Annotated in this window: 22 protein-coding genes; 14 read left to right on the top strand and 8 right to left on the bottom strand. The window is 67.0% G+C overall.

The features are described 5' to 3' along the window. The first annotated feature begins 22 nt into the window (after positions 1–22). Complete coding sequence (locus G3M62_RS18735) at positions 23–1,252, top strand: CaiB/BaiF CoA transferase family protein (RefSeq protein WP_165189759.1); 1,230 nt, start codon at positions 23–25, stop codon at positions 1,250–1,252. 46 nt (positions 1,253–1,298) lie between these two features. Here the strand turns inward: G3M62_RS18735 and G3M62_RS18730 are convergent, their stop codons facing one another. The 7 genes from G3M62_RS18730 to G3M62_RS18700 form a co-directional block, all read right to left on the bottom strand. Next, on the bottom strand, positions 1,299–1,706 hold the full coding sequence (locus G3M62_RS18730; protein WP_165189757.1) for a nuclear transport factor 2 family protein: 408 nt from the start codon (positions 1,704–1,706) through the stop codon (positions 1,299–1,301). Further along, on the bottom strand, positions 1,703–2,458 hold the full coding sequence (locus G3M62_RS18725) for a 3'(2'),5'-bisphosphate nucleotidase CysQ (protein WP_165189755.1): 756 nt from the start codon (positions 2,456–2,458) through the stop codon (positions 1,703–1,705). The genes G3M62_RS18730 and G3M62_RS18725 overlap by 4 nt, the downstream gene beginning before the upstream one ends. Beyond that, a complete protein-coding gene (cysN, locus tag G3M62_RS18720) occupies positions 2,455–4,380 on the bottom strand; it encodes a sulfate adenylyltransferase subunit CysN (protein ID WP_165189753.1) in 1,926 nt (641 codons plus the stop codon). Before cysN ends, G3M62_RS18725 begins: the two co-directional genes overlap by 4 nt. Next, a complete protein-coding gene (cysD, locus tag G3M62_RS18715) occupies positions 4,380–5,282 on the bottom strand; it encodes a sulfate adenylyltransferase subunit CysD (protein WP_165189751.1) in 903 nt (300 codons plus the stop codon). The genes cysN and cysD overlap by 1 nt, the downstream gene beginning before the upstream one ends. 87 nt (positions 5,283–5,369) lie before the next feature. Then, positions 5,370–6,638 carry an alkyl sulfatase dimerization domain-containing protein gene (locus G3M62_RS18710; RefSeq protein ID WP_165189750.1) on the bottom strand — a complete coding sequence of 423 codons (1,269 nt, stop codon included), beginning with the start codon at positions 6,636–6,638 and terminating at the stop codon, positions 5,370–5,372. Beyond that, positions 6,635–7,648, bottom strand: coding sequence for a zinc-dependent alcohol dehydrogenase (locus tag G3M62_RS18705; protein WP_165189749.1), 1,014 nt, complete (start codon positions 7,646–7,648; stop codon positions 6,635–6,637). Before G3M62_RS18705 ends, G3M62_RS18710 begins: the two co-directional genes overlap by 4 nt. 15 nt (positions 7,649–7,663) lie before the next feature. Then, positions 7,664–8,446 (bottom strand): SDR family NAD(P)-dependent oxidoreductase, encoded by a 783-nt coding sequence (locus G3M62_RS18700; protein ID WP_165189748.1) that lies wholly within the window; start codon positions 8,444–8,446, stop codon positions 7,664–7,666. Between the two features lie 168 nt (positions 8,447–8,614). Between G3M62_RS18700 and G3M62_RS18695 the strand changes: the two genes are divergently transcribed. The 8 genes from G3M62_RS18695 (at position 8,615) to G3M62_RS18660 (ending at position 14,786) form a co-directional block, all read left to right on the top strand. Then, on the top strand, positions 8,615–9,484 hold the full coding sequence (locus tag G3M62_RS18695; protein WP_205691898.1) for a helix-turn-helix transcriptional regulator: 870 nt from the start codon (positions 8,615–8,617) through the stop codon (positions 9,482–9,484). A 113-nt stretch (positions 9,485–9,597) separates the two neighbouring features. Beyond that, a complete protein-coding gene (locus G3M62_RS18690) occupies positions 9,598–10,749 on the top strand; it encodes a sulfotransferase family protein (protein WP_165189746.1) in 1,152 nt (383 codons plus the stop codon). A 3-nt stretch (positions 10,750–10,752) separates the two neighbouring features. After that, positions 10,753–11,220, top strand: coding sequence for a VOC family protein (locus G3M62_RS18685; protein WP_165189745.1), 468 nt, complete (start codon positions 10,753–10,755; stop codon positions 11,218–11,220). Continuing rightward, positions 11,217–12,020 carry an SDR family NAD(P)-dependent oxidoreductase gene (locus tag G3M62_RS18680; protein WP_165189744.1) on the top strand — a complete coding sequence of 268 codons (804 nt, stop codon included), beginning with the start codon at positions 11,217–11,219 and terminating at the stop codon, positions 12,018–12,020. The genes G3M62_RS18685 and G3M62_RS18680 overlap by 4 nt, the downstream gene beginning before the upstream one ends. Positions 12,021–12,031: 11 nt before the next feature. Further along, complete coding sequence (locus tag G3M62_RS18675) at positions 12,032–12,535, top strand: nuclear transport factor 2 family protein (RefSeq protein ID WP_165189743.1); 504 nt, start codon at positions 12,032–12,034, stop codon at positions 12,533–12,535. Positions 12,536–12,538: 3 nt separating this feature from the next. Beyond that, entirely contained in the window at positions 12,539–13,573 is a 1,035-nt protein-coding gene (locus tag G3M62_RS18670; protein WP_165189742.1) for a zinc-binding dehydrogenase, read from the top strand. Continuing rightward, entirely contained in the window at positions 13,570–14,391 is an 822-nt protein-coding gene (locus tag G3M62_RS18665) for a sugar phosphate isomerase/epimerase family protein (protein WP_165189741.1), read from the top strand. Before G3M62_RS18670 ends, G3M62_RS18665 begins: the two co-directional genes overlap by 4 nt. 11 nt (positions 14,392–14,402) lie before the next feature. Beyond that, the gene (locus tag G3M62_RS18660) at positions 14,403–14,786 is read left to right on the top strand and encodes a VOC family protein (RefSeq protein WP_165189740.1); all 384 of its coding nucleotides are present in this window, start codon (positions 14,403–14,405) and stop codon (positions 14,784–14,786) included. Here G3M62_RS18660 and G3M62_RS18655 read toward each other — a convergent pair. Beyond that, the gene (locus G3M62_RS18655; RefSeq protein WP_165189738.1) at positions 14,783–15,595 is read right to left on the bottom strand and encodes an SDR family NAD(P)-dependent oxidoreductase; all 813 of its coding nucleotides are present in this window, start codon (positions 15,593–15,595) and stop codon (positions 14,783–14,785) included. The genes G3M62_RS18660 and G3M62_RS18655 overlap by 4 nt on opposite strands. 309 nt (positions 15,596–15,904) lie before the next feature. Between G3M62_RS18655 and G3M62_RS18650 the strand changes: the two genes are divergently transcribed. From G3M62_RS18650 to G3M62_RS18630, 5 genes are all read left to right on the top strand, one after another. After that, entirely contained in the window at positions 15,905–18,136 is a 2,232-nt protein-coding gene (locus G3M62_RS18650) for a TonB-dependent receptor (protein ID WP_165189736.1), read from the top strand. Positions 18,137–18,410: 274 nt separating this feature from the next. Then, positions 18,411–20,801 carry a TonB-dependent receptor gene (locus G3M62_RS18645; RefSeq protein ID WP_205691897.1) on the top strand — a complete coding sequence of 797 codons (2,391 nt, stop codon included), beginning with the start codon at positions 18,411–18,413 and terminating at the stop codon, positions 20,799–20,801. 254 nt (positions 20,802–21,055) lie between these two features. Next, the gene (locus tag G3M62_RS18640; RefSeq protein ID WP_165189732.1) at positions 21,056–21,739 is read left to right on the top strand and encodes a TetR/AcrR family transcriptional regulator; all 684 of its coding nucleotides are present in this window, start codon (positions 21,056–21,058) and stop codon (positions 21,737–21,739) included. A 162-nt stretch (positions 21,740–21,901) separates the two neighbouring features. Further along, positions 21,902–22,885 (top strand): acrylyl-CoA reductase (NADPH), encoded by a 984-nt coding sequence (acuI, locus tag G3M62_RS18635; protein ID WP_165189730.1) that lies wholly within the window; start codon positions 21,902–21,904, stop codon positions 22,883–22,885. A 12-nt stretch (positions 22,886–22,897) separates the two neighbouring features. After that, positions 22,898–24,088 carry an FAS1-like dehydratase domain-containing protein gene (locus G3M62_RS18630; RefSeq protein ID WP_165189728.1) on the top strand — a complete coding sequence of 397 codons (1,191 nt, stop codon included), beginning with the start codon at positions 22,898–22,900 and terminating at the stop codon, positions 24,086–24,088. Positions 24,089–24,098: the final 10 nt, after the last annotated feature.

The following is a 24,098-nucleotide window of genomic DNA, read 5'->3' as shown; positions in this document are numbered from 1 at the left end:
TTACGCGGATCTTGGTGCTGACATGGCTTCCTCGCCCACTTCCCCGGATAACGCCAAAGGCTGGGCTGGCCCGCTGCGGGGCGTGCGCGTGCTGGACCTGACGCGCGTGCTGGCTGGGCCGGCGGCGTCGCTGGCCCTGGCCGACCTGGGCGCCGAGGTCATCAAGATCGAACCGCCGGGCTCGGGCGACGAGACCCGCGCGTTTCCGCCTCACCGCGAGGGTGAGAGCCACTACTTTCTCAGCGTCAATCGCGGCAAGAAGAGCATCGTCGTCGACCTGAAGACCCCGGCCGGCGTGGCCCTGGTCAAGGACCTGGCGGCCAAGTGCGACATCCTGGTCGAGAACTACCGGCCTGGGGTCATGGACCGGTTGGGCCTTGGCTACGCGGCGCTGTCAGCCGCCAATCCCAAGCTGATCTACTGCTCGATCTCGGGCTACGGCATGACCGGTCCGCTGAAGGACCGGCCCAGTTTCGACATCGTGCTGCAGGCCATGTCGGGCGCGCTCAGCGTCAATGGCGAGGCGGGCGGCCTGCCCAGCAAGCTGGGCCTTCCGGTCGGCGACCTGGTGGGCGGGATCAACGGTCCGATCGGCATCCTGGCGGCCCTCTACGAGCGCACCGTCACCGGGCGCGGCCGGCATATCGACATCAGCCTGATGGACGGCTTGGTGGGCATGCTGGGCTATCTGGCGCAGTTGGCCTTCTTCACGGGCGAGGATCCGGCGCGGCAGGGCTCGCAGCATCCCAATCTGGTGCCCTACGGCATCTTCCCGGCCAAGGACGGGTCGATCGTCATCGCCTGCCTGACCAACGCCTTCTGGGTGCGGATCTGCGCGGCGATCGGCGCGCCGCAGCTGACCGACGATCCGCGCTTCGACACCATCGAGAAGCGGCGCGACAGCCGCGAGGCCGTGAACGCCTTGATCTCGGCGTTCACGACCCAGCGCACCGTCGCTGAGCTGGAGGACCTGTTCGCCGAGCACCAGGTGCCGCACGCGCCGATCCTGGGCGTCAAGGACGCCCTGTCCCAGCCCCAGGCCGTGGCGCGCGAACTGGTGGTGGAGACGCAGCACCCGGTGCTGGGTCCGATCCCGATCCTCAACCGCCCGATCAAGTTCGCGGGGGCTCGCCAGCCGACACCTGAAGCGCCGCCGGTGCTGGGCCAGCATTCGGATGAGATTTTGCGAGAGGTCCTGGGGCTCGGATCTGATGCGATCGCTAAGCTGCGGGCGGATGGGGTGGTGAGCTGACGAACCCCTCTCTCATAGAGAGAGGGGGTTTCTAGGGCGTCTTCGCCTACCCCTTGGCCTTCGCCATCGCCGCCATCAGCAGCGGCACGATCTTCTCGCGCACCGGGCCGGAATCGAAGTGTTCGGCGATCGCGGCGATGCGGCCGTCCTGGATGCGCAGCACGAAGACGTAGCGGTTCTGGAACAGTTCGCCGCTGGCCAGCGTCCCCTCGGCATGAACCTCGGCCGCCACGCGGTCGTCTTCGGCCGTGAGGCTGTCGACCGTATAGGTCAGGCCCGCCGGGAACAGCGAAGACAGCAGTTTCACGCCGCCCTCGTAGCGCGCCTTGTCCGACGCCGCGCCCGAGGTGGTGGTCCAGGTGGTGATCGCGTCGGCCAGCAGGCCGTCGGGAAATACGCCGGCCGACAGCGCCGCGAAGAAGCGGCGCGCCAGATCGTGCGCGGCCCGGGTCACGCGGCGACCTTGGGCAGGGCCTTGACCAGGGCCAGAACCCGCTCGGCCAGTTCGGGCCGGCAGATCAGCAGGTCAGGCAGGTAGACGTCCTCGGCGTTGTAGACCAGCGGCGAGCCGTCCACGCGGCTGACGTGCAGCCCCGCGGCCCGGGCCACGGCGACGGGCGCGCAGCTGTCCCACTCGTACTGGCCGCCGGTGTGCAGGTAGATGTCGGCCTCGCCGCGCACCACGGCCATGGCCTTGGCCCCGGCCGAGCCCATGGGCAGCAGTTCGGCGCCGACGGCTTCCGCCACCGCCACCGCCTCGGCGGCTGGCCGGGTGCGGCTGACCAGCATGCGCGGCGGCGTGTTGGCCGGGGGCAGGGCGTAGGCCTGGCCCGTGGTCAGGGTCACGCCCAGCCCCGGCAGGGCGACGGCGCCGATGGTCGCCACGCCGTCGATGGCGAGGCCCACATGCACCGCCCAGTCGGCGCGCGCCTCGCCGTATTCGCGGGTGCCGTCGACGGGGTCGATGATCCAGACGCGACTTTGGGTGAGGCGCGTGCCGTCGCACTTCATTTCCTCCGACAGCAGGCCGTCGTCGGGCCGGGCCTCGCGCAGGGCGTGGACCAGGAACTGGTTGGCGGTCTGGTCGCCGGCCTTGCCCAGCGCCTTGGCGCCGAACAGGCCGCTGTCGCGCACCTGCAGCAGGATCTTGCCGGCGGTTTCGGCCAGGTGGGCCGCCAGGTCGGTGTCGTTCAAGGGACTGGTCATTTGAGCGGCATGATCTGGCGGATGATGTGCTCGGCGGCCTGGGCCGGCGTCATCTCCACGGTGTTGACCCGGATCTGCGGGTTGATGGGCGGCTCATAGGGACTGTCGATGCCGGTGAAGTTCTTCAACTCGCCGGCCCGGGCCTTCTTGTAGAGGCCCTTGACGTCGCGGGTCTCGGCCACCTCCAGCGGGGTGTCCACGAAGATCTCGATGAACTCGCCCTCGGGCAGCATGGCGCGGACCAGGTCGCGCTCGGCCCGGAAGGGCGAGATGAACGCGGTCAGCACGATCAGGCCGGCGTCGGCCATCAGCTTGGCCACCTCGCCGACCCGGCGGATGTTCTCGATCCGGTCGGCCTCGGTGAACCCCAGGTCCTTGTTGAGGCCATGGCGGATGTTGTCGCCGTCCAGCAGGAAGGTGTGGCGGTTCATCAGCGCCAGGGACTTTTCGACCTCGTTGGCGATGGTCGACTTGCCCGAGCCCGACAGGCCGGTGAACCACAGCACCTTGGCCTTCTGGTTCTTCAGGCCCGCATGGGCCTCGCGGGTGATGTCGGTGGCCTGCCAGTGGACGTTCTGGGCCCGGCGCAGGCTGAAGTGCAGCATGCCGGCCGCGACGGTGGCGTTGGTGATCTTGTCGATCAGGATGAAGCCGCCCAGGGTGTGGTTGGCCTCATAGGGTTCGAACACGATCGGCCGGTCGGTGGCCAGTTCGGCCACGCCGATGGCGTTGAGCTCCAGCGTCTTGGCCGCCAGGTGCTCCATGGTGTTGACGTTGACCTGGTACTTGGGCTGCTGGACCGTGGCCGAGACCAGCTGGGTTCCCAGCTTCAGCCAGTAGGCGCGGCCCACGATCAGCGGTTCGTCGTCCATCCACACGATCGTCGACTCGAACTGGTCGGAGACCTCGGGCGGGGCGTCGGCGGCGGCGATGACGTTGCCGCGCGAGCAGTCGATCTCGTCGGCGAACGACAGGGTGATCGACTGGCCGGCCACGGCCTCGGGGAGGTCCGCGCCCAGGGTGGTGATGCGGCTGATGGTCGAGGTCTTGCCGCCGGGCAGCACACGGATAGCGTCGCCGACCTTGACCGAACCGCTGTTGATCTGGCCCGAGAAGCCCCGGAAGTCGAGGTTGGGGCGGTTGACCCATTGGACGGCCATGCGCAGCGGCTTGGCCTGGTCGCTGGCCACGCCGACCTCGACGGTCTCCAGGTGCTGCATCAGCGTCGGGCCCTTGTACCAGGGCGTGTTCTCGCTGGGGTCGGTGATGTTGTCGCCCTTGAAGCCGGAGATCGGCATGGGCGTGAAGGCCTTGATGCCGATGCTGTCGGCGAAGGCGGTGTAGTCGGCGACGATGGTGTCGTACTTGGCCTGGTCGTAGCCGATCAGGTCCATCTTGTTGACGGCCAGCACCAGGTTCTTGATGCCGATCAGATGGGCCAAATAGCTGTGGCGGCGGGTCTGGGTCAGCACGCCCTTGCGCGCGTCGATCAGGATCACGGCCAGGTCGGCGGTCGAGGCGCCGGTGACCATGTTGCGGGTATATTGCTCGTGGCCGGGGGTGTCGGCGACGATGAACTTGCGCTTGTCGGTGCCGAAGAACCGGTAGGCGACATCGATGGTGATGCCTTGCTCGCGCTCGGCGGCGAGACCATCGACCAGCAGGGCGAAGTCGATCTCCTGGCCTTGGGTGCCGACCCGCTTGGAGTCGGCCTCCAGCGCGGCCAGTTGGTCCTCGAAGATCATCTTGCTGTCGTAGAGCAGCCGGCCGATCAGGGTCGACTTGCCGTCGTCCACCGACCCGCAGGTGATGAAGCGCAGCATGGTCTTGTGCTGGTGGACTTCGAGATAGGCGTCGATGTCCTCGGCGATCAGGGCGTCGGTCTGATAGACGCTGTCTTGCTTGGTGAGCGTCGTGGTCATCAGAAGTAACCTTCCTGCTTTTTCTTTTCCATGCCGGCGCCGCCGGCGTCCTTGTCGATGGCTCGACCCTGGCGCTCGGAGGTGGTGGTCAGCAGGGTTTCCTGGATGATCTGCGACAGGGTCGAGGCTTCGCTCTCGACCGCCCCGGTCAGCGGGTAGCAGCCCAGGGTGCGAAAGCGGATGGAACGCTCGACCGGAACCTCGCCCGGACGCAGCGGGAAGCGGTCGTCATCGACCATCAGCAGCATGCCGTCGCGCTCGACGGTGGGGCGCTTGTCGGCGAAGTACAGCGGCACGATCGGCACGTCGTTGAGCTGGATGTATTGCCACACGTCCAGTTCGGTCCAGTTGCTGATCGGGAACACCCGGATGCTCTCGCCCTTGTTCTTGCGGGCGTTGTAGAGGTTCCACAGCTCGGGGCGCTGCTTCTTGGGATCCCAGCCGTGGCTGGCGGTGCGGAACGAGAAGATGCGCTCCTTGGCGCGACTCTTCTCCTCGTCGCGGCGCGCGCCGCCGAAGGCCGCGTCGAAGCCGTACTTGTCCAGGGCCTGCTTCAGACCCTCGGTCTTCCACATGTCGGTGTGCAGGGCGCCGTGGTCGAACGGGTTGATGCCGCGTTCGATGGCCTCGGGGTTCTGGTAGACTAGCAGCTCCATGCCGCTGTCCTGGGCCATGCGGTCGCGCAGCTTGTACATCTCCTGGAACTTCCAGGTGGTGTCCACGTGCAGCAGCGGGAACGGCGGCGGCGAGGGATAGAACGCCTTGCGCGCCAGGTGCAGCATCACCGCGCTGTCCTTGCCGACCGAGTACAGCATCACCGGCTTCTCGGTCTCGGCCACCACCTCACGCATGATGTGGATCGCCTCGGCTTCCAGCCGCTCAAGGTGGGTCAGTGTCTTCATGGGTTCGTTCTCCGCGGGCGGTTCGACCGGAAAGGACGGCCGCCTGCAATCAATGCTTTCTTGGGGCCGGGATAGCCCGGCTATCCGTCAGGCGTTCTGGCCGGCCGCGAGCCGACTTTCGACGTCGGTGATCTCGGCCTTCAGCCACATGGTCTGGCTGAGGTTGGAGCCCGGATTGGCGGTCGCCAGTTGCTCCAGCGCGGCCTTGCGGACCGTGAGGGCGGCGGTGTTCGTGGGCTCGGCGGCCAGGGCGATTTCGACCAGGTGCAGGGCCTTCAGCGCCTGACCCTCGTCGACCAGCGCCTGGGCGCGGCCAGCCAGGGGCGCGGGGCCGCCGGCCAGGTCGACCAGGTCCTTGTCCACCGACGAGCGCGGCGAGCCGTAGAGACCGGTCGTGCCGTCCTCGAAGTGGAACCAGCCGGCGTTCTCTTCCCAGATGGCGCGCACGACCCACGAGGTCTTGCCGTGGAATTCGCCGATCTTCAGGTCGTCGGGCAGGACGATGGTGTTCATCAGCTCGTCGACCGTCTTGCCGGCGTTCATGCCCGCGACGGTCTCGCGCTCGAGATAGGAAACGGCGGCATGCATCGTGTCGAGATCGGCGCGGATCTTGTCGGCCCCGCGGATCGGCTCGCCGTGGCCGGTGATCACCAGCTCGGGGTTCAGCGCGCGGACGGCCTCGACGGATTTCAGATAGGCGCGGACCAGGCGTGGCCTGTCGCCCCGGATCGTCACCAGATTGGGCATGGCGCGCCAGACCGGGCCGAACAGGTTGCCGGTGAAGACGGTGCGCTCGTCGGGCAGCCAGACGAAGACCGAGCACAGCGTTTCGCCGCCGGGCGTCTTGACCACTTCGAAGCGACGGCCGCCTTGCTCGAAGCGCAGGACGTCCTCCACCTCGATGTCCGGATGGATGACCGGCGGCGTCGGCGGCGGACCGTTGCGGCGGGTCATCGAGGCCCACAGCTTGCCGGAGCGACGGGCCAGGAACGGCGCCAGGCGATCGAAATAGTCGGCCGTCTCGGTGAAGCCGGCCCCGGCGATCACCTGCGTGCCGTCTTCCTTCTGCTCGGGCAGGGCGCCGTAGTGGTCGGCGTGCGACTGGGTCAGAAGGATGCGCTTCAGCGGGCCGGTGCGATGGGGCGCGAACAGCCCCTTGTTGCGCTCGCCGTTGCCGATGAAGCCGGTGTTGACCAGCAGGTCGCCGTCGCCGGTGGTGACCAGATAGGCGTTGGAGATGTCCTTCACCATGAAGATGGTGTCGGTGATCTTCTCGGCCTCGGTCTGGCCCTGGCCGGCGGTGACCAGGGCGCCGAGCGGCGTCTGCTTGTCGCTTCCGTTCGCTGGGGCGCTCATCGCTTGGTGTCCTCGAAGGCGATCATCACCTTGGCCGATTGCGGCGTGGCGGCGATGCCCAGGCCCTCGATCACGCGATCGAAGGGCAGGGTGTGGCTGATCAGGGCGGCGATCTTGTCGCGCAGGCGCGGCATGGCGGCGATCACGTCGGGCATCTCGGTGGGATAGCCCACGGCCGTGGTGATGGTCATTTCGGTGGTCAGCATCGGACCGGCCGGAAGCTCGATCGGCTTCAGATAGGCGGCGGTGATCACGTGACGGGCGTGGGTCTTGGCCAGGGCCACCACGTCGGCCAGGATCGAGGGCGCGCCGGCCGCGTCGATATAGGCGTCGGTGCCGGACTTCTCGCGGCCGAACACCTTGACCGTGCCGTGCAGTTCCTTGATGCGCGCGGCCACGTCCTCGCGACCGGGATTGATGGTGTAGGCCCCCAGGGACTCGGCCCGGGCCAGCCGCTCGTCGGACAGGTCGAGCGCGATGACGTCCTTGCAGCCGCGATCCACGGCCCACATCACCATGCCCAGGCCGATGGGGCCGCAGCCGAAGATGACGATGCGGTCGCCGGCCTTGGCCTGGGCGCGGTTGACGCCGTGCAGGGCCACCGACAGTGGCTCGCACATGGCGGCCACGTCGTAGGGGATGCCTTCGGGGATCGGCAGCAGGCTGTCGCCCAGCCGCGCGTCGCGGACCAGCAGTTCCTCGGTGAACGCGCCTTCGGGACCGCCGCTGCCGATATAGCTGGGCGTCATCATCGGGTTGATGATGACGGGCTGGCCGACCGAGACGCCCTGCACCTCCGAGCCCACGATCATGATCTCGCCGGCGCCTTCGTGGCCCAGGGCGGTCAGCTTGCCGGGACCCGGAATGCCGCCGTTCTTGATGTAGGACAGGTCGCTGCCGCAGATGCCGCAGGCCTTCATCTTGACGACGACGTCCTTGGGGCCCGGTTCCGGCCGCTGGTAGGCGTCGAGCCGCACGTCGTTGACGTCGTGGATGTTGAGGAGGTGCATGACGTTATCTCCCGATCACATCGGCCGGACCATGTAACCGCCGTCGACCGTGATGGTCTCGCCGGTCACGAACGACGAGGCGTCGCTGGCCAGGAAGGCGCCGATCCCCTCGAAGTCCTCGGGTTGGCCCGCGCGGCCGATCGGCGTGCGCTGGGCGAACATGTCGACCACCTGTTGGGCGCCGGCCATCATGCCGGTGACGATGAAGCCCGGCGCGATGGTGTTGGCGCGGATGTTGTACTTGCCGAACTCGACGGCCATGCCGCGGATGATCGCGCCCAGGGCGCCCTTGGAGGCGGCGTAGTTCTGGCGACCGGCCAGGCCCTGGAACATCGACAGGCTGCCGCAGCCCACCAGGCTGCCGCCCGGCTCGCCGGCCTCGGCGCGCTTGACCATGGCCCGGGCGCCTTCGCGCAGGGTGAAGAAGGTGCCGTGCAGGTTCAGGTTCAGCAGGTCGTGCCATTCCTCGGTCGGCATATCCAGCAGGGCGTGCTGCTTGGCCGAGCGGCCCGAATTGGCGAACACGCAGTCGATACGACCCAGGTCGGCGACCAGTTGCTTGTAGCCCTCGATGACCTGTTCTTCGGAGGTGACGTCGACCTGGTAGGTGCGCACGCGGCCCGCGCCGGCCTTCAGCAGATCCTCGGCGGCCTCGGCGTTGCGCTCGGCGTTGCGGGCCCAGATGACGACGTCGCCGCCCACTTTTGCCACGCCCCGGGCGAAGCCCAGGCCGATGCCGCTGTTGCCGCCGGTGACGAGCGTGACCTTGCCCGTGCAATCGAAAAGACCCTTAGCCATCTGCTTCCTCCGTCGGGCCCTGGTTCAGCCGGGCCGATCAACGCCGTGACTGTTCAGCAGCGGAGGGCCGGCCGCAATTGGCCCGTCTATCGACAACCGGCCATTTTGCTGCCAGATGGCCAAAGGCGAACGCGCCGGCCCGCATGGTCGGGCATGGAGATCAGGGCGATGAAGGCCGACACCTTTACCCAGAGCGTCTTCGAGGCCGAGTTGCCCATCCCCCACGGGATGGCGCGCATCATGCGGTTCGCCAACGACCGTCCGACCAACCACATCTTCCGCCGCAACGACCACTACTGGCTCGATCTGTGCCTGACGCCGCGCCCGGAGAACGCCCGTGGCTGCTATCCCGAGCGCTGGGGTCCGCACCGGTTCGAGCGGCTGGGCGAGATCTTCCTGCTGCCGCCCGGCGAGGCCCTGCACGTCCGCACCGAGGCGGGCGAGAACCAGGCCTCGATCGTCTGCGAGATCTACGCCCAGGCGGTCGACCGCTGGCTGCCCGGCGGCCTGGAATGGACGGATCGGCGCCTGGCGGGCGGGCTCGACATCGTTCACCCGCACATCCGCGCATGCCTGTCGCGCCTGGCCGAAGAGGCGCGACGGGGCGGCACCGGCAGCTCGACCCTGGCCGAACTGGTCGCGGGCCAGCTGGCGATCGAGGTGGCGCGCTATTGCGAGGCCATCGCCGAGGGACCCATCACCGGCGGCCTGGCCTCCTGGCGGCTGCACCTGATCGACGAGCGCCTGCACAAGGGCGGCGCGCCGCCGTCGCTGGAGGAACTGGCCGAGCTCTGCAACCTGTCGGTCCGTCAGTTGACGCGCGGTTTCCGCTCCAGCCGCGGCTGCACGATCGGCGACCACATCGCCCAGACGCGCATCGAAATGGCCAAGCGCCTGCTGGCCTCGGACGACAGCATCAAGTCGATCGCCTTCGCGCTCGGCTTCGTCTCGCCCTCCAGCTTCTCCTATGCGTTCGGTCGGGCCACCGGCATCACGCCCCTGCGTTTCCGCCAGCGGCACCTGCGAAAACACATCTGAGGCGTTGTGGCCGGACGTCGATAGATCGTCCCGATATCGACAGCTATCCGCGTTGCTCGCGCCGTCTCGCCCCCCATGATGCCCGCAAAATAGAAATGCGGGAGAGAAACGTCATGAGCGCACCGCTCGTCGCCGACGCGCTTGTCGAACAGGCCATGAAGAACACCGGCCTGGACCGGTTCGATTCCAATTCCTGGCGCGAAGGGCTGGACGTCCTGCTCGCCGACTACAACAAGAGCGAACACCCCGAGCCGCTGCTGGCGCGGATGAGCGGCAACCTCGTCCAGATGCTCAGCGACCGCCTGTCGACCACCGACTACCTGGCCAAGCGTCCGGAGCTGCTGGAGCGTCCGATCGAGCGCCCGCTGTTCGTGTTCGGCATGCCGCGCACCGGCACGACCCTGCTCAGCAACCTGCTGGCCTGCGACCCGGCCCGCCGTTCGGCCCTGACCTGGGAAATCGAGGAGCCGGTGCCGCCCCCAACCACGGCGACGCTGAAGACCGATCCGCGCGCCATCGCCAAGCTGGCTCAGGAAAAGGCGATGCTGGAAGCCCGCCCGGAGATGGGCAAGTACTACCGCAACTCGGCCGTCTACCCGAACGAGTGCATGTTCTTCATGATGCACGACTTCAAGGGCCTGGCCTACGAGTCCCGGGGCAAGCTGCCGGCCTATCGCGACTGGCTGCTGTCGACCGACATGACCTCGACCTACCAGTACCACAAGCGCTTCCTGCAGCTGCTGCAGGCCGACGCGCCGGGCAACTGGAACCTGAAGATGCCCAGCCACGCGCTGTGGCTGGAGACGCTGCTCAAGACCTATCCCGACGCCAAGCTGGTGTGGGCGCACCGCGACCCGTTCACCGCCACCAGCTCGTTCTGCAGCATCCTGTCGATGGCTCACCGAGGCTATACCGGCCAGATCGACTACGAATGGCTGGGCGAGGACTGTCCCTATCAGGCCCAACTGCACCTGGACCGGATCATGGACACCCGCGAAAAGCTGGGTCACGACCGGATCGTCGACATCCACTACGCCGACATCACCCGCGACCCGATGGCCGCTATCCGCAAGCTCTACGCCGACCTGGGCGACACGCTGTCCGCCGAGGCCGAGGCGGCGATGCTGGCCTGGCTGGCCGACAACCCGCAGGGCAAGTTCGGCAAGCATGAATATGCGCTGGAGCAGTACGGCCTGTCGGTCGAGAAGCTGGCGCCGCGTTTCGAGCGCTACCTGTCGCAGTACGACGTCGCGCGCGAGGGTTGAGCCATGAGCACGGGCCGCCACTACCAGAACGCCTATGTGACCCGGAACCTCGACAAGGCGGTCGAGGGCTTCAAGCAGTACGCCGACCTGCGCGCGCTGATGGAGATCGAGGTTCCCGTCAAGGTCTGGACGCCAAAGGGCGAGGGCACGGGCGTGCAGAAGCTGGCCTTCGCCTGGGTCGGGGACCTGAACTATGAACTGATCGAGCCCAAGGACGGCGACGTTCTGGCGATCTATCGTGATGCTCTGCCTGCGGACGATCGTCTGGTCTTCCACCATGTCTGCCACGTGGTCGACGACTTCGACGCGCTGATGAAGCGCGTCGAGAGCCAGCCGTTTCCGGTCGTGCTGAAGGGCGGCACGCCGGGCCTGTTGGAGTTCGTCTACGTCGATACGCGGCCGTGGCTGGGCCACTATACCGAGTACGTTTGGATGGCGCCCGAGCGCTGGACCGCGATGGGCGGACGATGAGCTTCCTGGCGAAATACGGCCCCTGGGCCGTCGTCGCCGGCGCGTCCGAGGGGACGGGCCAGGCCTTCGCGCGGCGTCTCGCCGCCGACGGCGTCAACTGCGTGCTGATCGCCCGGCGTGAGGCGCCGCTGACGGCCCTCGCCGATGAGCTGCGCGCACGGCACGGCGTCGACTGCATCACCGCGTCGATCGACCTGGCCAAGAGCGACGCCTTCGACCGGATCGTCGAGGCCGTGGGCGAGCGCGAGGTCGGGCTGTTCATCGCCAACGCCGGCGGCGACCCGCACGGCACGACGTTCCTGGACCAGCCGGTCGACTCCTGGATCGATCTGATCACCCGCAACGTCACGACCGCCGTGCGCTGCTGCCACCATTTCGGGGGCAAGATGCGCGAGCGCGGGACGGGCGGCCTGCTGCTGGTCGGCTCGGGCGCCTGCTATGGCGGGGCCAACAACATGGCGGTCTATTCCGGCAGCAAGGCCTTCGACATGTGCCTGGCCGAAGGTTTGTGGGCCGAGCTGAAGCCGCATGGCGTCGACGTGCTGTACCTGTCGCTGGGCCGCACCGACACGCCCGAGCTGCGCCGCTTCCTGACGGAGAAGGGCCTGCCGGTTCCGTCCGACCTGGCCACGCCGGAAGCTGTGGCGGAACTGGGCCTGGAGCGTCTGCCGCACGGCCCGATCCAGAATTTCGGCCAGGCCGACGACGAGGTGGGACGGCTTCCGCAGTCGGCCGCCCAGCGCCGCCAGCGGGTCGAGATGATCGCCCAGGCCAGCCAGGCCATCTACGGCAAGAAATAGGGCGAGGCGAGATGACCGACGTGAACGCCCTCGCTGACCGCTTCGCGATCACCGACCTGATCTATCGCTATTGCCGCGCGGTCGACCGGCTGGACCACGCCCTGGGCTATTCGATCTGGCACCCCGACGGGACCGCCGACTATGGCGAGGCCGTCTATCAGGGCGACGGGCGCGGCTTCATCGACTTCGTCATCGGTCAGCACCGCCAGACGCTGGCCTGCTCGCATCAGGTCACCAACATTGTCCTGGAGGTGGACGGCGACCGGGCGGCCAGCGAGGCCTACCACATCGCCGCGCTGCGGATCGCACGGGGCGAGCAGGTGTTCGAGATCACCGTCCGAGGCCGCTATATCGACCGCTGGTCCAGGCGCGATGGCCGCTGGGGGATCGATCACCGCATCACCGTCCGCGACTTCGACGACATGCGTCCCGTCACGCCGCTGGGCGCCGAAAGCGCCGGTCGTCGCGACTCCAGCGACCCGTCCTACGCCGTCCTGCACAGCGTGAAAGGCTGATCGATGAAGGCCGCCTACATCCAGAACGGCAAGGTCCACGTCGGCGAGATGCCCGACCCCACGCCGGCCAAAGGCCAGGTGCTGGTGCGCACCCACAGCTGCGGCATGTGCGCCTCCGAACAGCATTTCGTGCACAGCGGCCAGCACGTGATCGACCTGTCGAAGAAGTTCGGCGGCGCCTATGCCAGCCTCGACATGACGCGGCCTTTCGTGCCCGGCCACGAATATGTCGGCGAGGTCATCGACTACGGTCCCGGCAGCCTGCGGCCCATCAAACCGGGGCGCAGGGTGACCTCGGTTCCGGTCATGCGTCAGGAAGGGCGGCACGCGGTCATCGGCTTCAGCCATGAATGTCCGGGCGGCTGGGGTGAGTACATGCTGCTGGACGAGGCCGCTGTCATGGAGGTTCCGTCGGACCTCGACGACGATCTGGCGGCGATGACCGAGCCGCTGGCCGTCGGGCTGGAGCACGCCCGTCGCGGGCATCCCGTCGCCGGCGACATCCCGTTGGTGGTGGGCTGCGGCGCCATCGGACTGGGGGTGATCGCCGGACTGAGGATCGCCGGGATCGCCCCGATCGTCGCCGCCGACTTCCACCCCGAGCGCCGCGCCCTGGCCCTGAAGATGGGCGCCGACATCGCCGTCGACCCGCGCGAGATCTCGCCCTACGCGCCCCTGCCGGACCTTGGCGGCAAGCGCGTGAACCTGGTCTATGAATGCGTCGGCCTGCCGGGCCTGTTGCAGCAGATCATCGAGTCCGTCGGCTTCGAGGCCCGCGTGGTGATGGGCGGCTACTGCATGGCGCCCGAGCAGATCTACGTCTTCGCCGCCCAGAACAAGCGGCTGACCATTCACTTCGCCGCCGGCGAGGAGCAGCAGGACATGGAGCTGGCCCTGCGCTCGATCGCTAACGGCACGATCGATATCGCACCCTGGGTGGGCGCGCGCATCGGCCTGTCGGGCGTGGCCGCCGCGCTCGACGAGATGTCGGGCCCGACCGCGCCGGTGCGCACGGTCATCGACCCGCGCAAGCTATGAGCCGGCCCACGAGCCGGCTGGGGATCGAACTGCTGAGCGTGTTCGGCATGAACCCGGTCGAGCAGGTGACGTTGGCCGCGGATCTGGGCTGCGGCCATATCTCGACCGGCCTGACGCCCTTTCCGGTCAATCCCCACGGCTATGCGCCGTGGTCGCTGAACGACGATCCGGCGCTGCGTCGCGAGATGATCGCGGCGATGCGCGACCGAGGCGTGGAGATTTCGCTGGGCGAAGGCTTTTCGGTTCGTCCCACGGTCGATGTCCGCGAGCGAGGACAGGACCTGGACATCATGGCCGAGCTGGGGGCGGCCTGCCTGGGCGGCGTGGCGATGGATCCCGATCCCGCGCGGGTCGCCGACCAATTCGGCGTCCTGGCCGAGATGGCGGGCGAGCGCGGTCTTCAGGTGACCATCGAATTCGCCCCGGGCCTGGCCGTCTCCACGCTGGAGCAGGCGCTGGCTCTGGTCGCCCAGGTGAACCGTCCCAACTTTCGGGTGCTGGTCGACTCCATGCACTTCTTCCGCTCGGGCGGAGACGTGGCCGCGCTGGCGGCGCTGGATCCGAATCTGATCGGCTACGCCCAGCTGTGCGACGCCCCGCGCGTGGCGGCCGATCCCGACTACATGCGTGAGGCGACGTTCGACCGGCGCCCGCCCGGCGCGGGTGAGCTGCCGCTGGCCGACTTCGTCGCCGCCCTGCCGCGCGACGTTGTCATCGGCCTGGAGATCCCGATGCTGGCGCGAGCGCAAGCCGGGGCGTCACCGATGGACCGCCTGGGTCCCGCCGTAGAGGCGGCCCGGCGACTGATTGAAGTCTAGGGAGAAGAACCATGCTGACCGTCGCTCGATACGGGACCCGCGACTTGGCGCGGGCCCGCGCCTTCTACGATCCGATCGCCCAGTTGCTGGGGGCGGGGCTGGCGTTCGAACGGCCGGACCTGATCGCCTACAAGGGGGCCGAAGGCGGGATGTTCCTCGTCGGCAAGCCCTTCGAGGGCGAGGCCACGGTGGGCAACGGCAATCAGATCGGCTTCCTGGCCGCCAGCCGCGCGCTGGTCGACGCGGTCCACGCCAAGGCGCTGGAACTGGGCGGCAAGTGCGAGGGGGCTCCGGGCGTGCGCGGTCCCGATCCGAACGGCTTCTACGGCGCCTATTTCCGTGACCTGGACGGCAACAAGCTGACGGTCTTCCACATGGGCGGCGGGCACGCCTAGAGCAGGCTGCCGCCATCCACCGGATAGACCTGGCCGGTGATGAAGCCGGCCAGGTCCGAGGCCAGATAGACCGCCAGCGAGGCGACCTCTTCAGGCGTCGCCACGGGCCGGCCGACCACGGTCTGGCGGGCGCGCTTGGCGGCGTCCTCCGGGCTCGAGCCGGCGAAGGCCTTGGCGAAGAAGCCGTTGTCGCGATTGAAGCGGCTGCCGCTGCTGAAGGCTTCCGGATCGCGCGACACCGTGCCGTAGGGCGCCACGCAATTGACCCGGATCCCGTGCTGGCCGACCTCCTTGGCCAGCACCTTGGTGAAGCCGTGCACCGCGGCCTTGGCGGCCGAATAGACCGGCAGCATGTAGTCGCCGACCAGGCCCGCGGTCGAGCCGATGTTGACGATCGCGCCGGCCTTGGCGGCGATCATGCCGGGCAGCACGGCATGGGTCATGCGCAGCACGGTGCCCAGGTTGAGATCCAGATCGCCGGCCCAGGTGGTGGGATCGGACTCGGCGAAAAAGCCCGCGCCGACATTGCCGCCGACATTGTTGACCAGCACCGCGACCCCGCCGAGCGCTGACGCTGCTTCGAGGATGCGGGCGGGGGAGGCGGGATCGGTCAGGTCCGCGGCGACGAAGCGGGCTTCGGTCGCGCCCCGCTCGCGGCACAGCGCCGTCAACCGCGCGCCGGCCTCTTCGTCGCGCCCCACGGCCACGACGATGGCGCCCTCGGCGGCCAGGCTCAGGGCGATGGCGCGGCCGATATTGGCGGTGGCGCCGGTGATGATCGCCACGCGACCGTTGAGTCCTGTCTGCATCGCCGTGCTCCACTGCTCGTGCTCGCGGATGTCTAGACCCAGGTCGCGCGCCGACCTCAATCGCACGGGCGATATGCGCGCGGCGCGGGCGTAGCAGCTTTACCCATGGGTAGGCTGCGCGTAACTTGAGTCGCGATGTATTCCCGAGTGGAGTTTCTGACGGCGCGATCGCAAGTCGCCGGTCCAGTGATCGATCATCTCAAGAAAATCAGAATAAAGACGATCGGCCAACGCGTCGGTCCGGCACTACAAAAATAATAAAAACAAAAATCTAGGGGAGGCAACGTGAAGACTCTTTCTAATCGAACCATGACGTCGATACTCGGTCTCGCGACCGTGCTGGGCCTGTCGCCCGTCGCGGTGATGGCCCAGACGGCCGGGGCGCAGCAGTCGACCGCGGTGGACGAAGTCTTCGTGACGGCGCAGCGCCGCGATGAGCGCGCCCGCGACGTGCCGATCGCCATCACCTCGGTCAGCGCCACCCAGCTGGAAGCGGCCAACGTGGTCCAGCTGTCGGACGTGACGCGCCTGGCGCCGGCCCTGCGGTTCGACAGCAACGGCAGCTTCACTCAGCCCACCATCCGCGGCGTCGGCACGGCCGTCACCACCTCGGGCGGCGGGCCCAATGTCGGCATCTATGTGGACGGCTTCTACATCGCCAACCCGGAGTCGACGACGTTCGACCTGCCCAACATCAAGAGCATCCAGGTGCTCAAGGGGCCGCAGGGCACGCTGTTCGGCCGCAACACGACGGGCGGCGCCATCCTGGTGACGACCGCCGATCCCAGCACCACCAACGCGGCCGAGGTCAAGGCCAGCTATGGCCGGTTCAACGCCCAGGACTACCAGGCCTACGCCACCTTCGGCCTCAGCGACAAAGTCGCGTTCGACGTCGAGGGGCAGCTGCGCAAGGGCGATGGCTATTTCACCAATACGATCAACAACGACGACAAGGTCGGCGCCTACGAGAACTGGTCGATCCGCACGGGGCTGAAGTTCGAGATCTCGGACAAGGCCTCGGTCCTGCTCCGCTACGGCCACTCGGAAACCGACGACCCGTCGCTGCTGCTGGCCAACGCCTATGTCGACAAGAACGGCAGCTCGGGCATGCTCTCGCGCGTGCCCACCGCGGCCTACGGGACCAACAGCACCACCGGCCGACAGCTGGTCTACTACTACGCCCCGACCGGGACCTATCAGACTGAGCCGGGCAAGGTGGCGTTCGACCCCAATGCGCCGGTGTCCTTCACCAACCAGTCGGACACGTATCAAGGCACGGTCAAGGCCGACCTCGGCTTCGCCGACCTGACCTCGTACACCCAGTATCGCAAGGAGTCGGCGGTCAATCTGGAAGACCTGGATTCGACCGCGCTCAATCTCTTCAACATCTATATCGGCATCGAAAACCGGACCGTCACGCAGGAGTTCCTGCTGACCTCCAAGCCGGGCACGCGGCTGCAATGGACGGCCGGCGCCTACTACTTCAAGAACCGCGACACCTACATCGTCAACGCCGCGTTCGGCACGCCGCCGTACATCCCGTTCGGTGGGTCGAGCACGACCACCTATTCGTACGCGGGCTACGCCGACCTGACCTACGCGATCACGCCCAAGCTGTTCCTGACCGGCGGCGCGCGCTACGGCCATGACGAAGTCAAGGACGCCTATTACAAGATCCAGTTCGTCCAGACCAAGGTTCCGGCGGACGACTATCCGACCAACAAGCTGACGCCGCGCGTCGTGCTGCGGTACGAGCCCACCGACACCTCCAGCGTCTACGCCTCGTACAATCGGGGCTACAAGGCGGGGATCTTGAACGTCGGCGGCCAGTCGACCAAGCAGATCAAGCCCGAGGATATCGACGCGCTGGAGGCCGGCTACAAGTACGACGGCGCGCGCCTGTCGTTCGACTTGGCCAGCTACTATTACTTCTACAAGAACCTGCAGGTCTCCAGCTTCCAGAGCGGGTTGGCCGACATCACCAACGCCGCCAAGGCGCGGATCTATGGCCTGGAAGGTTCGGCGCGTTACCGGCTTTCGGACGCCTTCGACCTGAGCGCCGGCGCGGCCTACACCCATGCCCGCTACCGCGCGTTCCCGGCGGCGACCTATTCCAGCTATTGCGACTCGACCGGCGCGGTCGCGGCCCTGGCCTGCGGCGCGATCGGCCCTGGCTCGCTCACCCAGACCAGCAATGACTCGGCCGGCTACCAGATGCCGCGCGCGCCGGACTTCACCGGCAACATCGGGCTGAACTATCACGCCCCGGTGGCCAACGGTCAGCTGACCGTGTCCGGCAATCTCTACTATACTTCGAAGTTCTACTTCGACTCGTCCAAGCAGTTCTCGCAGAACGGCTACGAAGTCCTGGCGCTGCGGGCGCAGTGGGTCGACCCGTCGGAGCGCTACACCTTCGCGGTGTTCGGCGACAATCTCACCGACAAGCGCTACCGCGTTCAGGTGCTCTCAAACACCCTGGGCATTGGATCGGTGTGGAATTCGCCGGCCACCTGGGGGGCGTCATTCAGCGCCAAGTTCTGACGCAAATGTCGGCAGGTTTCGTTCGTCCGATCCAAACGATCGTTGGGGCGAGCTGGGGTCAAGCGGGGTGATCGCAGCGGCGATATCTGCCGCCATGCTTGAATAGAAGTCTGTCCTTAAGTCCATTTGGGCATGAGGATGAAAGCAATAATTCCTGGAGCCGTAACATTGCATAAGCGATGCCGGCTGATGGGCAAAAAGGGGAGGACAAGCCATGAATGCAATTTCCGCCAATGCCTTGCGAGGCGTCAGTCTACTCGCTTTGATGGCGCCGATGTCGGCCTGGGCCCAGGAGCCCGCCGCGCCGGCCGCGCAAGCCGCCCCGGCTGACAGCGTCAGCCTGACCGAGATCATCGTCACCGCGCGTCGTCGCGACGAAAGCATCCAGGACGTTCCTCAGGTCGTGAACGCGGTCACCCCCGCGCAGCTCGAGAAGATGAACATCCGCGAGTTCACCGAGGTCCAGTCGCTGGTTCCCGGCCTGACTCTGAGCAACAACGCCAATGGCATCGGCGGCAACGCCCAGGTGCGCGGCGTCAACTTCGACGTCAACGCCAGCGGCAACAACCCGACCGTCGAATTCTACCTGAACGACGCCCCGATCACCGCCGGCGTCGTGCTGCAGCAGATGTACGACGTGGGCCAGATCGAAGTGCTGCGCGGGCCGCAAGGCACGCTGCGCGGCCGCGCCTCGCCCTCGGGCTCGATCACGGTGACCACCAAGAAGCCCGACCTCTATCGGGCCGGCGGTAATGTCAGCGCCACCCAGAACGACATCGGCACGACCAACGTCAACGGCGCGGTCAATATCCCGATCATCGAGGGCGTCGCCGCGATCCGTATCGCCGGCCTGCATGACGACGGCGACGCCAACCAGGTCACCTCGATCAACACCGCCGTGGCCCGCCAGAAGCCGCGCAGCCGCACCGAAAGCGGCCGCATCAGCGCCCTGGTGACGCCGATCGACTGGCTGCGCCTGGAAGGGTCTTACCAGACGATCGCGCGCGATTTGCGCCAGTACGACCAGTCTGAATCCTTCAGCGTCGTCAATCCGACCGCTCCGGCCAGCCCGACCCTGATCAAGGCCAAGGATCGCGAGTCCTTCCAGGCGGCGCCGCGCAACATCGCGCAGAACTTCAAGATCTATAACTGGCGCAGCGAAATCTCGGTTCTGGGCCAGCAGCTGATCTATCAAGGCCAGCACTACACCCAAGAACTGAGCTCGGCCGAAAGCCAGGATCCGGCCAGCCTGTTCCCGACGACCGATGTCTACCAAAACACCTCGTCGCACATCAAATCGACGTCGCACGAGATCCGGTTGCAGAACCAGGAACGTGTGTTCGACATGTTCGACTACGCGATCGGTTACTTCGACAACAAGAACGAAACGCCGACCAACCTGAACCGTCCGACGGTCATCCGTCTGCCGCTGGCCTTCGGCGGCGGCGTCGCTCAGCTGGTCCAGTCGCAGATCACGCGGACCGGCGAGTCCCACGAAAAGTCGATCTTCGGCAACGTGACCGCGCACGTCGGCGAAAAGTTCCAGGTGTCGGGCGGCCTTCGCCACATCGACTATCAGGACACCAGCGGCCTGCTGGTCGTCACGCCCGGCTCGCCGGACACCACGCGCACCGACGCCCAGAACGCCAAGAAGTGGATCTATACCGCGTCGGCCCAGTACTCGTTCACGCGCGACATCATGGTCTACGTCAACACCGGCTCGTCGTTCCGTCCGGGCATCAATGTTGTCGGCGACTTCAACCTGGCGCCGTCGGCGCAGGAGCTGTCGTTCCTCAACCTGCCGCCCGAAACGTCCAAGTCCTATGAAGGCGGCATCAAGACGACGCTGCTGGACGGCCGGATGCACGCCAACGTCAGCGCCTACCATCAGAAGTTCAACAACTATCCGTACCGCGCTCCGGGTTCGGGCGTGTTCTACGTCAACACCGTCGCGACCGCGCCGCTGACCCAGCAAGTGGCGCAGTTCAACTTCGCCGGCGCCGTGCCGGTCGAGGTGAACGGCGTGGAAGGCGAGATCTCGTACCACCCGACGTCGCAACTGAGCCTGGACCTGGTCGCTAGCTATGCTGATGGCAAGATCAAGAACGGCACCATCCCCTGCAACGACCTGAACGGGGACGGCAAGCCGGACGTGGTCACCAGCGCGCCCACCCTGGCGCAGCTGCAGGCCGCCGTCGGCGCGAACAACATCTCCAAGTGCTCGCTCAGCCAGCGCTCGTCGTTCCAGGCGCCGTTCAGCTCGACCCTGCAGACGGAATACGTCTGGGCGATCCCGCACGACCTGGAGCTCTATACGCGCGGCCTGTTCAACTACTACGGCAAGTCGCAGGGTGACCCGACCAACACGTTCGACGACGTGAAGGCCTACGGCCTGGTGAACCTCTATACCGGCGTTCGTGATCCGAAGGGCGGCTGGGAACTGGCGATCTACGCCAAGAACGTCTTCGACACGACGAAGGTCCTGACCCGGACCGACCCGCTGTCGACCTCGTATCAGCAGCTGCCGGGCGCCATCATCGGCGGCGTGCCGACCATCACCGGTCGCCCCTCCGCCGTGACCACCACCAGCACTTACAACACGATCACCACGACGCAGCCGCGTGAACTGGGCATCACCCTGCGGGTGGCGTTCGGGGCTCGCTAAGGGACGCTCGCCGTCTTCTAGGCAGGTTTGAAGATCCGGGCAGCGGATGGCCACTGGCCATCCGCTGTTCTGGTTTCTGGCCGACCGCCAGAGGTTTTCTCCATTCGGATCGGCGCCGGAAGGTCAGTGCGCGGACCCGAGCGACGCTATTGAGACCTTCTCGCGATGTTCATAAGAATAATTGTTTCAAGGCTTTGCCCTGAACCCATGGAAGATGTCCGTCCCGACAGGCGGGCGAAGAACGGGGAAACCGAATGACGAAGGTCCGGACGCGTCGTCCCCGTGATCCGGTTGGCACCCGCGAGGTGATCCTGACGGCGGCGCGCGAGCTGCTGGCCAAGGACGGCCTGGAAGGGATCAGCGTCTCCTCGGTCGCCAAGCTGGCGGGCATCAACCGCGGCACCGCCTACCAGCATTTCCAGACCCGCGACGAGCTTGTGCTGGCCACGACGCGCTCGGTGTCCGACCAGCTGTTCCGCGCCACGTTCGGCGATCCGGAGACCGCCAAGGAACGGCGCGTGGAGGAAGTCGACGTCACGGCGCTGACCACGACCCTGGCCGACTTCGCGGTCGACAATCCCGTGCTCTGCCGCATCTGGTTCCTGCAGCTGCTGGCCTCCGACGAGCCCGCCCAGGATCCGTTCTGGCGCGAATATGTCGGCTCGTTCCGCCGCTTCGCCCAGACCGACCTGGCCGAGGTGGGGATCGACAGCGAGGTCTTCTCGCTGATGCTGCTGGCGGGCAATTTCCTGTGGCCGGTCTGGGCCAAGACCCACGAGAAGACCGTGGAGGAGCGGCGCGAACTGGCCCGCCGTTTCGCCCGGGAAAGCATTCGCCTTTCCCTCTACGGAACGATGCGCGAGGCGCATTTCCCCGAAATCGTCGCCCAGTTCCCGCCTTCGCCGCCGGTCAGGAAGCGTCCCGTTCGCGCCGTGTAGCGGGGGGGCGATGAATCGGCGACCGGCCATGATTTTGGATGACCGGCGCGGGCGATAATAGGAAGTGTCGAGCCTGAATTTGCAACTCTTGCCCTGCCGCTAGGGCAAGGCGGGCGCGCCTCGCGAGGAGGGCGCCGCCATGCAAGACCGAGGTGAAGCACGATGTTCTCAGCCATTCTGATCGACAAGACCGAGGCGGGCCAGACGGTGGCCCTGTCCCAGGTCGACGAGAGCCAACTGCCCGAGGGCGATGTCACCATCGACGTCGATTTCTCGACCCTGAATTTCAAGGACGGCCTGGCGATCACCGGCCGCTCGCCGGTCGTGCGCAAGTTCCCGATGGTCCCGGGCATCGACCTGGCCGGCACGGTGCGCGAGTCGAGCCACGCCGACTGGAAGGCCGGCGACAAGGTCGTGCTGAACGGCTGGGGCGTGGGCGAAACCCACTGGGGGGGGCTGGCTCAGGTCGCGCGTCTGAAGGGCGACTGGCTGGTGCCGCTGCCCAAGGCCTTCTCGGCCAAGCAGGCGATGGCGATCGGCACGGCCGGCTACACCGCCGCCCTTTGCGTCGAAGCGTTGGTCAAGGCCGGCGTGTCGCCTGAACAGGGCGAAGTGCTGGTGACCGGCGCGACCGGCGGCGTCGGCAGCGTCGCGGTGGCCCTGCTGAAGAAGGCGGGCTTCACCGTCGTCGGCTCGACCGGCAAGGCCTCGGAAGCCGACTATCTGAAGCAGCTGGGCGCGGACTCGATCATCGACCGCAACGAGCTGTCGGCCCCCGGCAAGCCGCTGCAGAAGGAACGCTGGGCCGGCGTCGTCGACTCGGTTGGCAGCGCCACCCTGGCCAATGTCTGCGCCCAGACCCGCTACGGCGGCGCCGTCGCCGCCTGCGGCCTGGCCCAGGGCGCCGATTTCCCCTCGACCGTCATGCCCTTCATCCTGCGCGGCGTGCGTCTGCTGGGCGTCGACAGCGTGATGGCCCCCAAGGCCTCGCGACTGGTGGCCTGGGAGCGCCTGGCGCGTGACCTGGACCCGGCGCTGCTGGAGCTGATCGCCACCGAGATCAGCCTGGCCGAAGCCGTCGGCGTCGCCGCCGACCTGCTGGACGGCAAGGTGCGCGGCCGCGTCCTGGTCGACGTGAAGCGCTGAGAGGGTACGAGCATGTCTGACACCGAAACCAAGGTCACCATGGACCTCTCTGACGTCGATCCCCGCGTCGGCACCTTGATCGGCGGCGGCCAGATCCGCGATCCGCTGGCCGGCAGCGACCTGCGCCGCTGGGTCATGGCGATGGACTATCCCAACCCGATCCACTGGGACCCGACCTTCGCGGCCAAGACCAAGTTCGGCGGTCTGGTGGCCCCGCAGTCGATCGCGGTCTGCATGGATTACGGCCACGGCTGCGCCCCGGCCTGCGTCGGCTATATCAAGGACTCGCACCTGATCTTCGGCGGCGAGGAGTGGTGGTTCTACGGCGCGCGCATCAAGCCGGGCGATCACCTGACCCAGCAACGCCGCTTCCACGACTACAAGGTCACCGACACCAAGTTCGCCGGCCCGACCATGTTCTCGCGCGGCGACACCCTGCACTACAAGCAGGACGGTTCGCTGGTGGCCAAGGCCCGCTCGACCGCCATCCGCTACCTCAAGGAAGAGGCGGAAAAGCGCGGCATGTACGACTCGATGATCGGCGAGCTGAAGGGCTGGTCGGCCGACGAGCTGGCCGTGGTCGACAAGGTCCGCTTCGACTGGCTGATGTCCAACCGCGAAGGCGTCTCGCCCACGTTCGAAGACGTCCAGGTCGGCGACAAGCTGACCCGCCGCGTCATCGGCCCGCACACCAAGGCCAGCTTCGCGACCGAGTACCGCGCGTTCCTGTTCAACATCTGGGGCAGCTTCGACTGGGTCGCGCCGGAAGGCGTCAAGGATCCGTGGGTCTATCAGGACCCCGGCTGGGCCGAGGGCTTCGGCTTCGACGAGGAGGGCGCGTTCATCGATCCGCGCAAGCGTGACGGCCTCTATCTCGGCCCGTCGCGCGGCCACGTCGACGACCAGAAGGCGGGCGAGGTCGGCATGAGCCGCTCGTACGGTTATGGCGCGACGATGCAGGCCTGGGCGACCGACTACCTGGCCTTCTGGGCCGGCCACGACGGCTTCGTGCGCTGGATCAAGTCCGACTTCCGCGGCCCGGCCTTCGAAGGTGACGTCACCTATTTCGACGCCGAAGTGGTCGAGAAGCGAGAAGTCACCGAATGGGGCATCCCGCTGGTCCGCGTGACCCTGACGCTCTCCAACCAAGACGGCATGGTGCTCGTGAAATCGACCGCCGATGTCGAGCTGCCGCTGAAGTAGTCGGCAAAGT

The organism is Caulobacter soli (assembly GCF_011045195.1).
GTDB lineage: Bacteria > Pseudomonadota > Alphaproteobacteria > Caulobacterales > Caulobacteraceae > Caulobacter > Caulobacter soli.
This window is presented reverse-complemented; position numbering and strand designations above follow the sequence as displayed.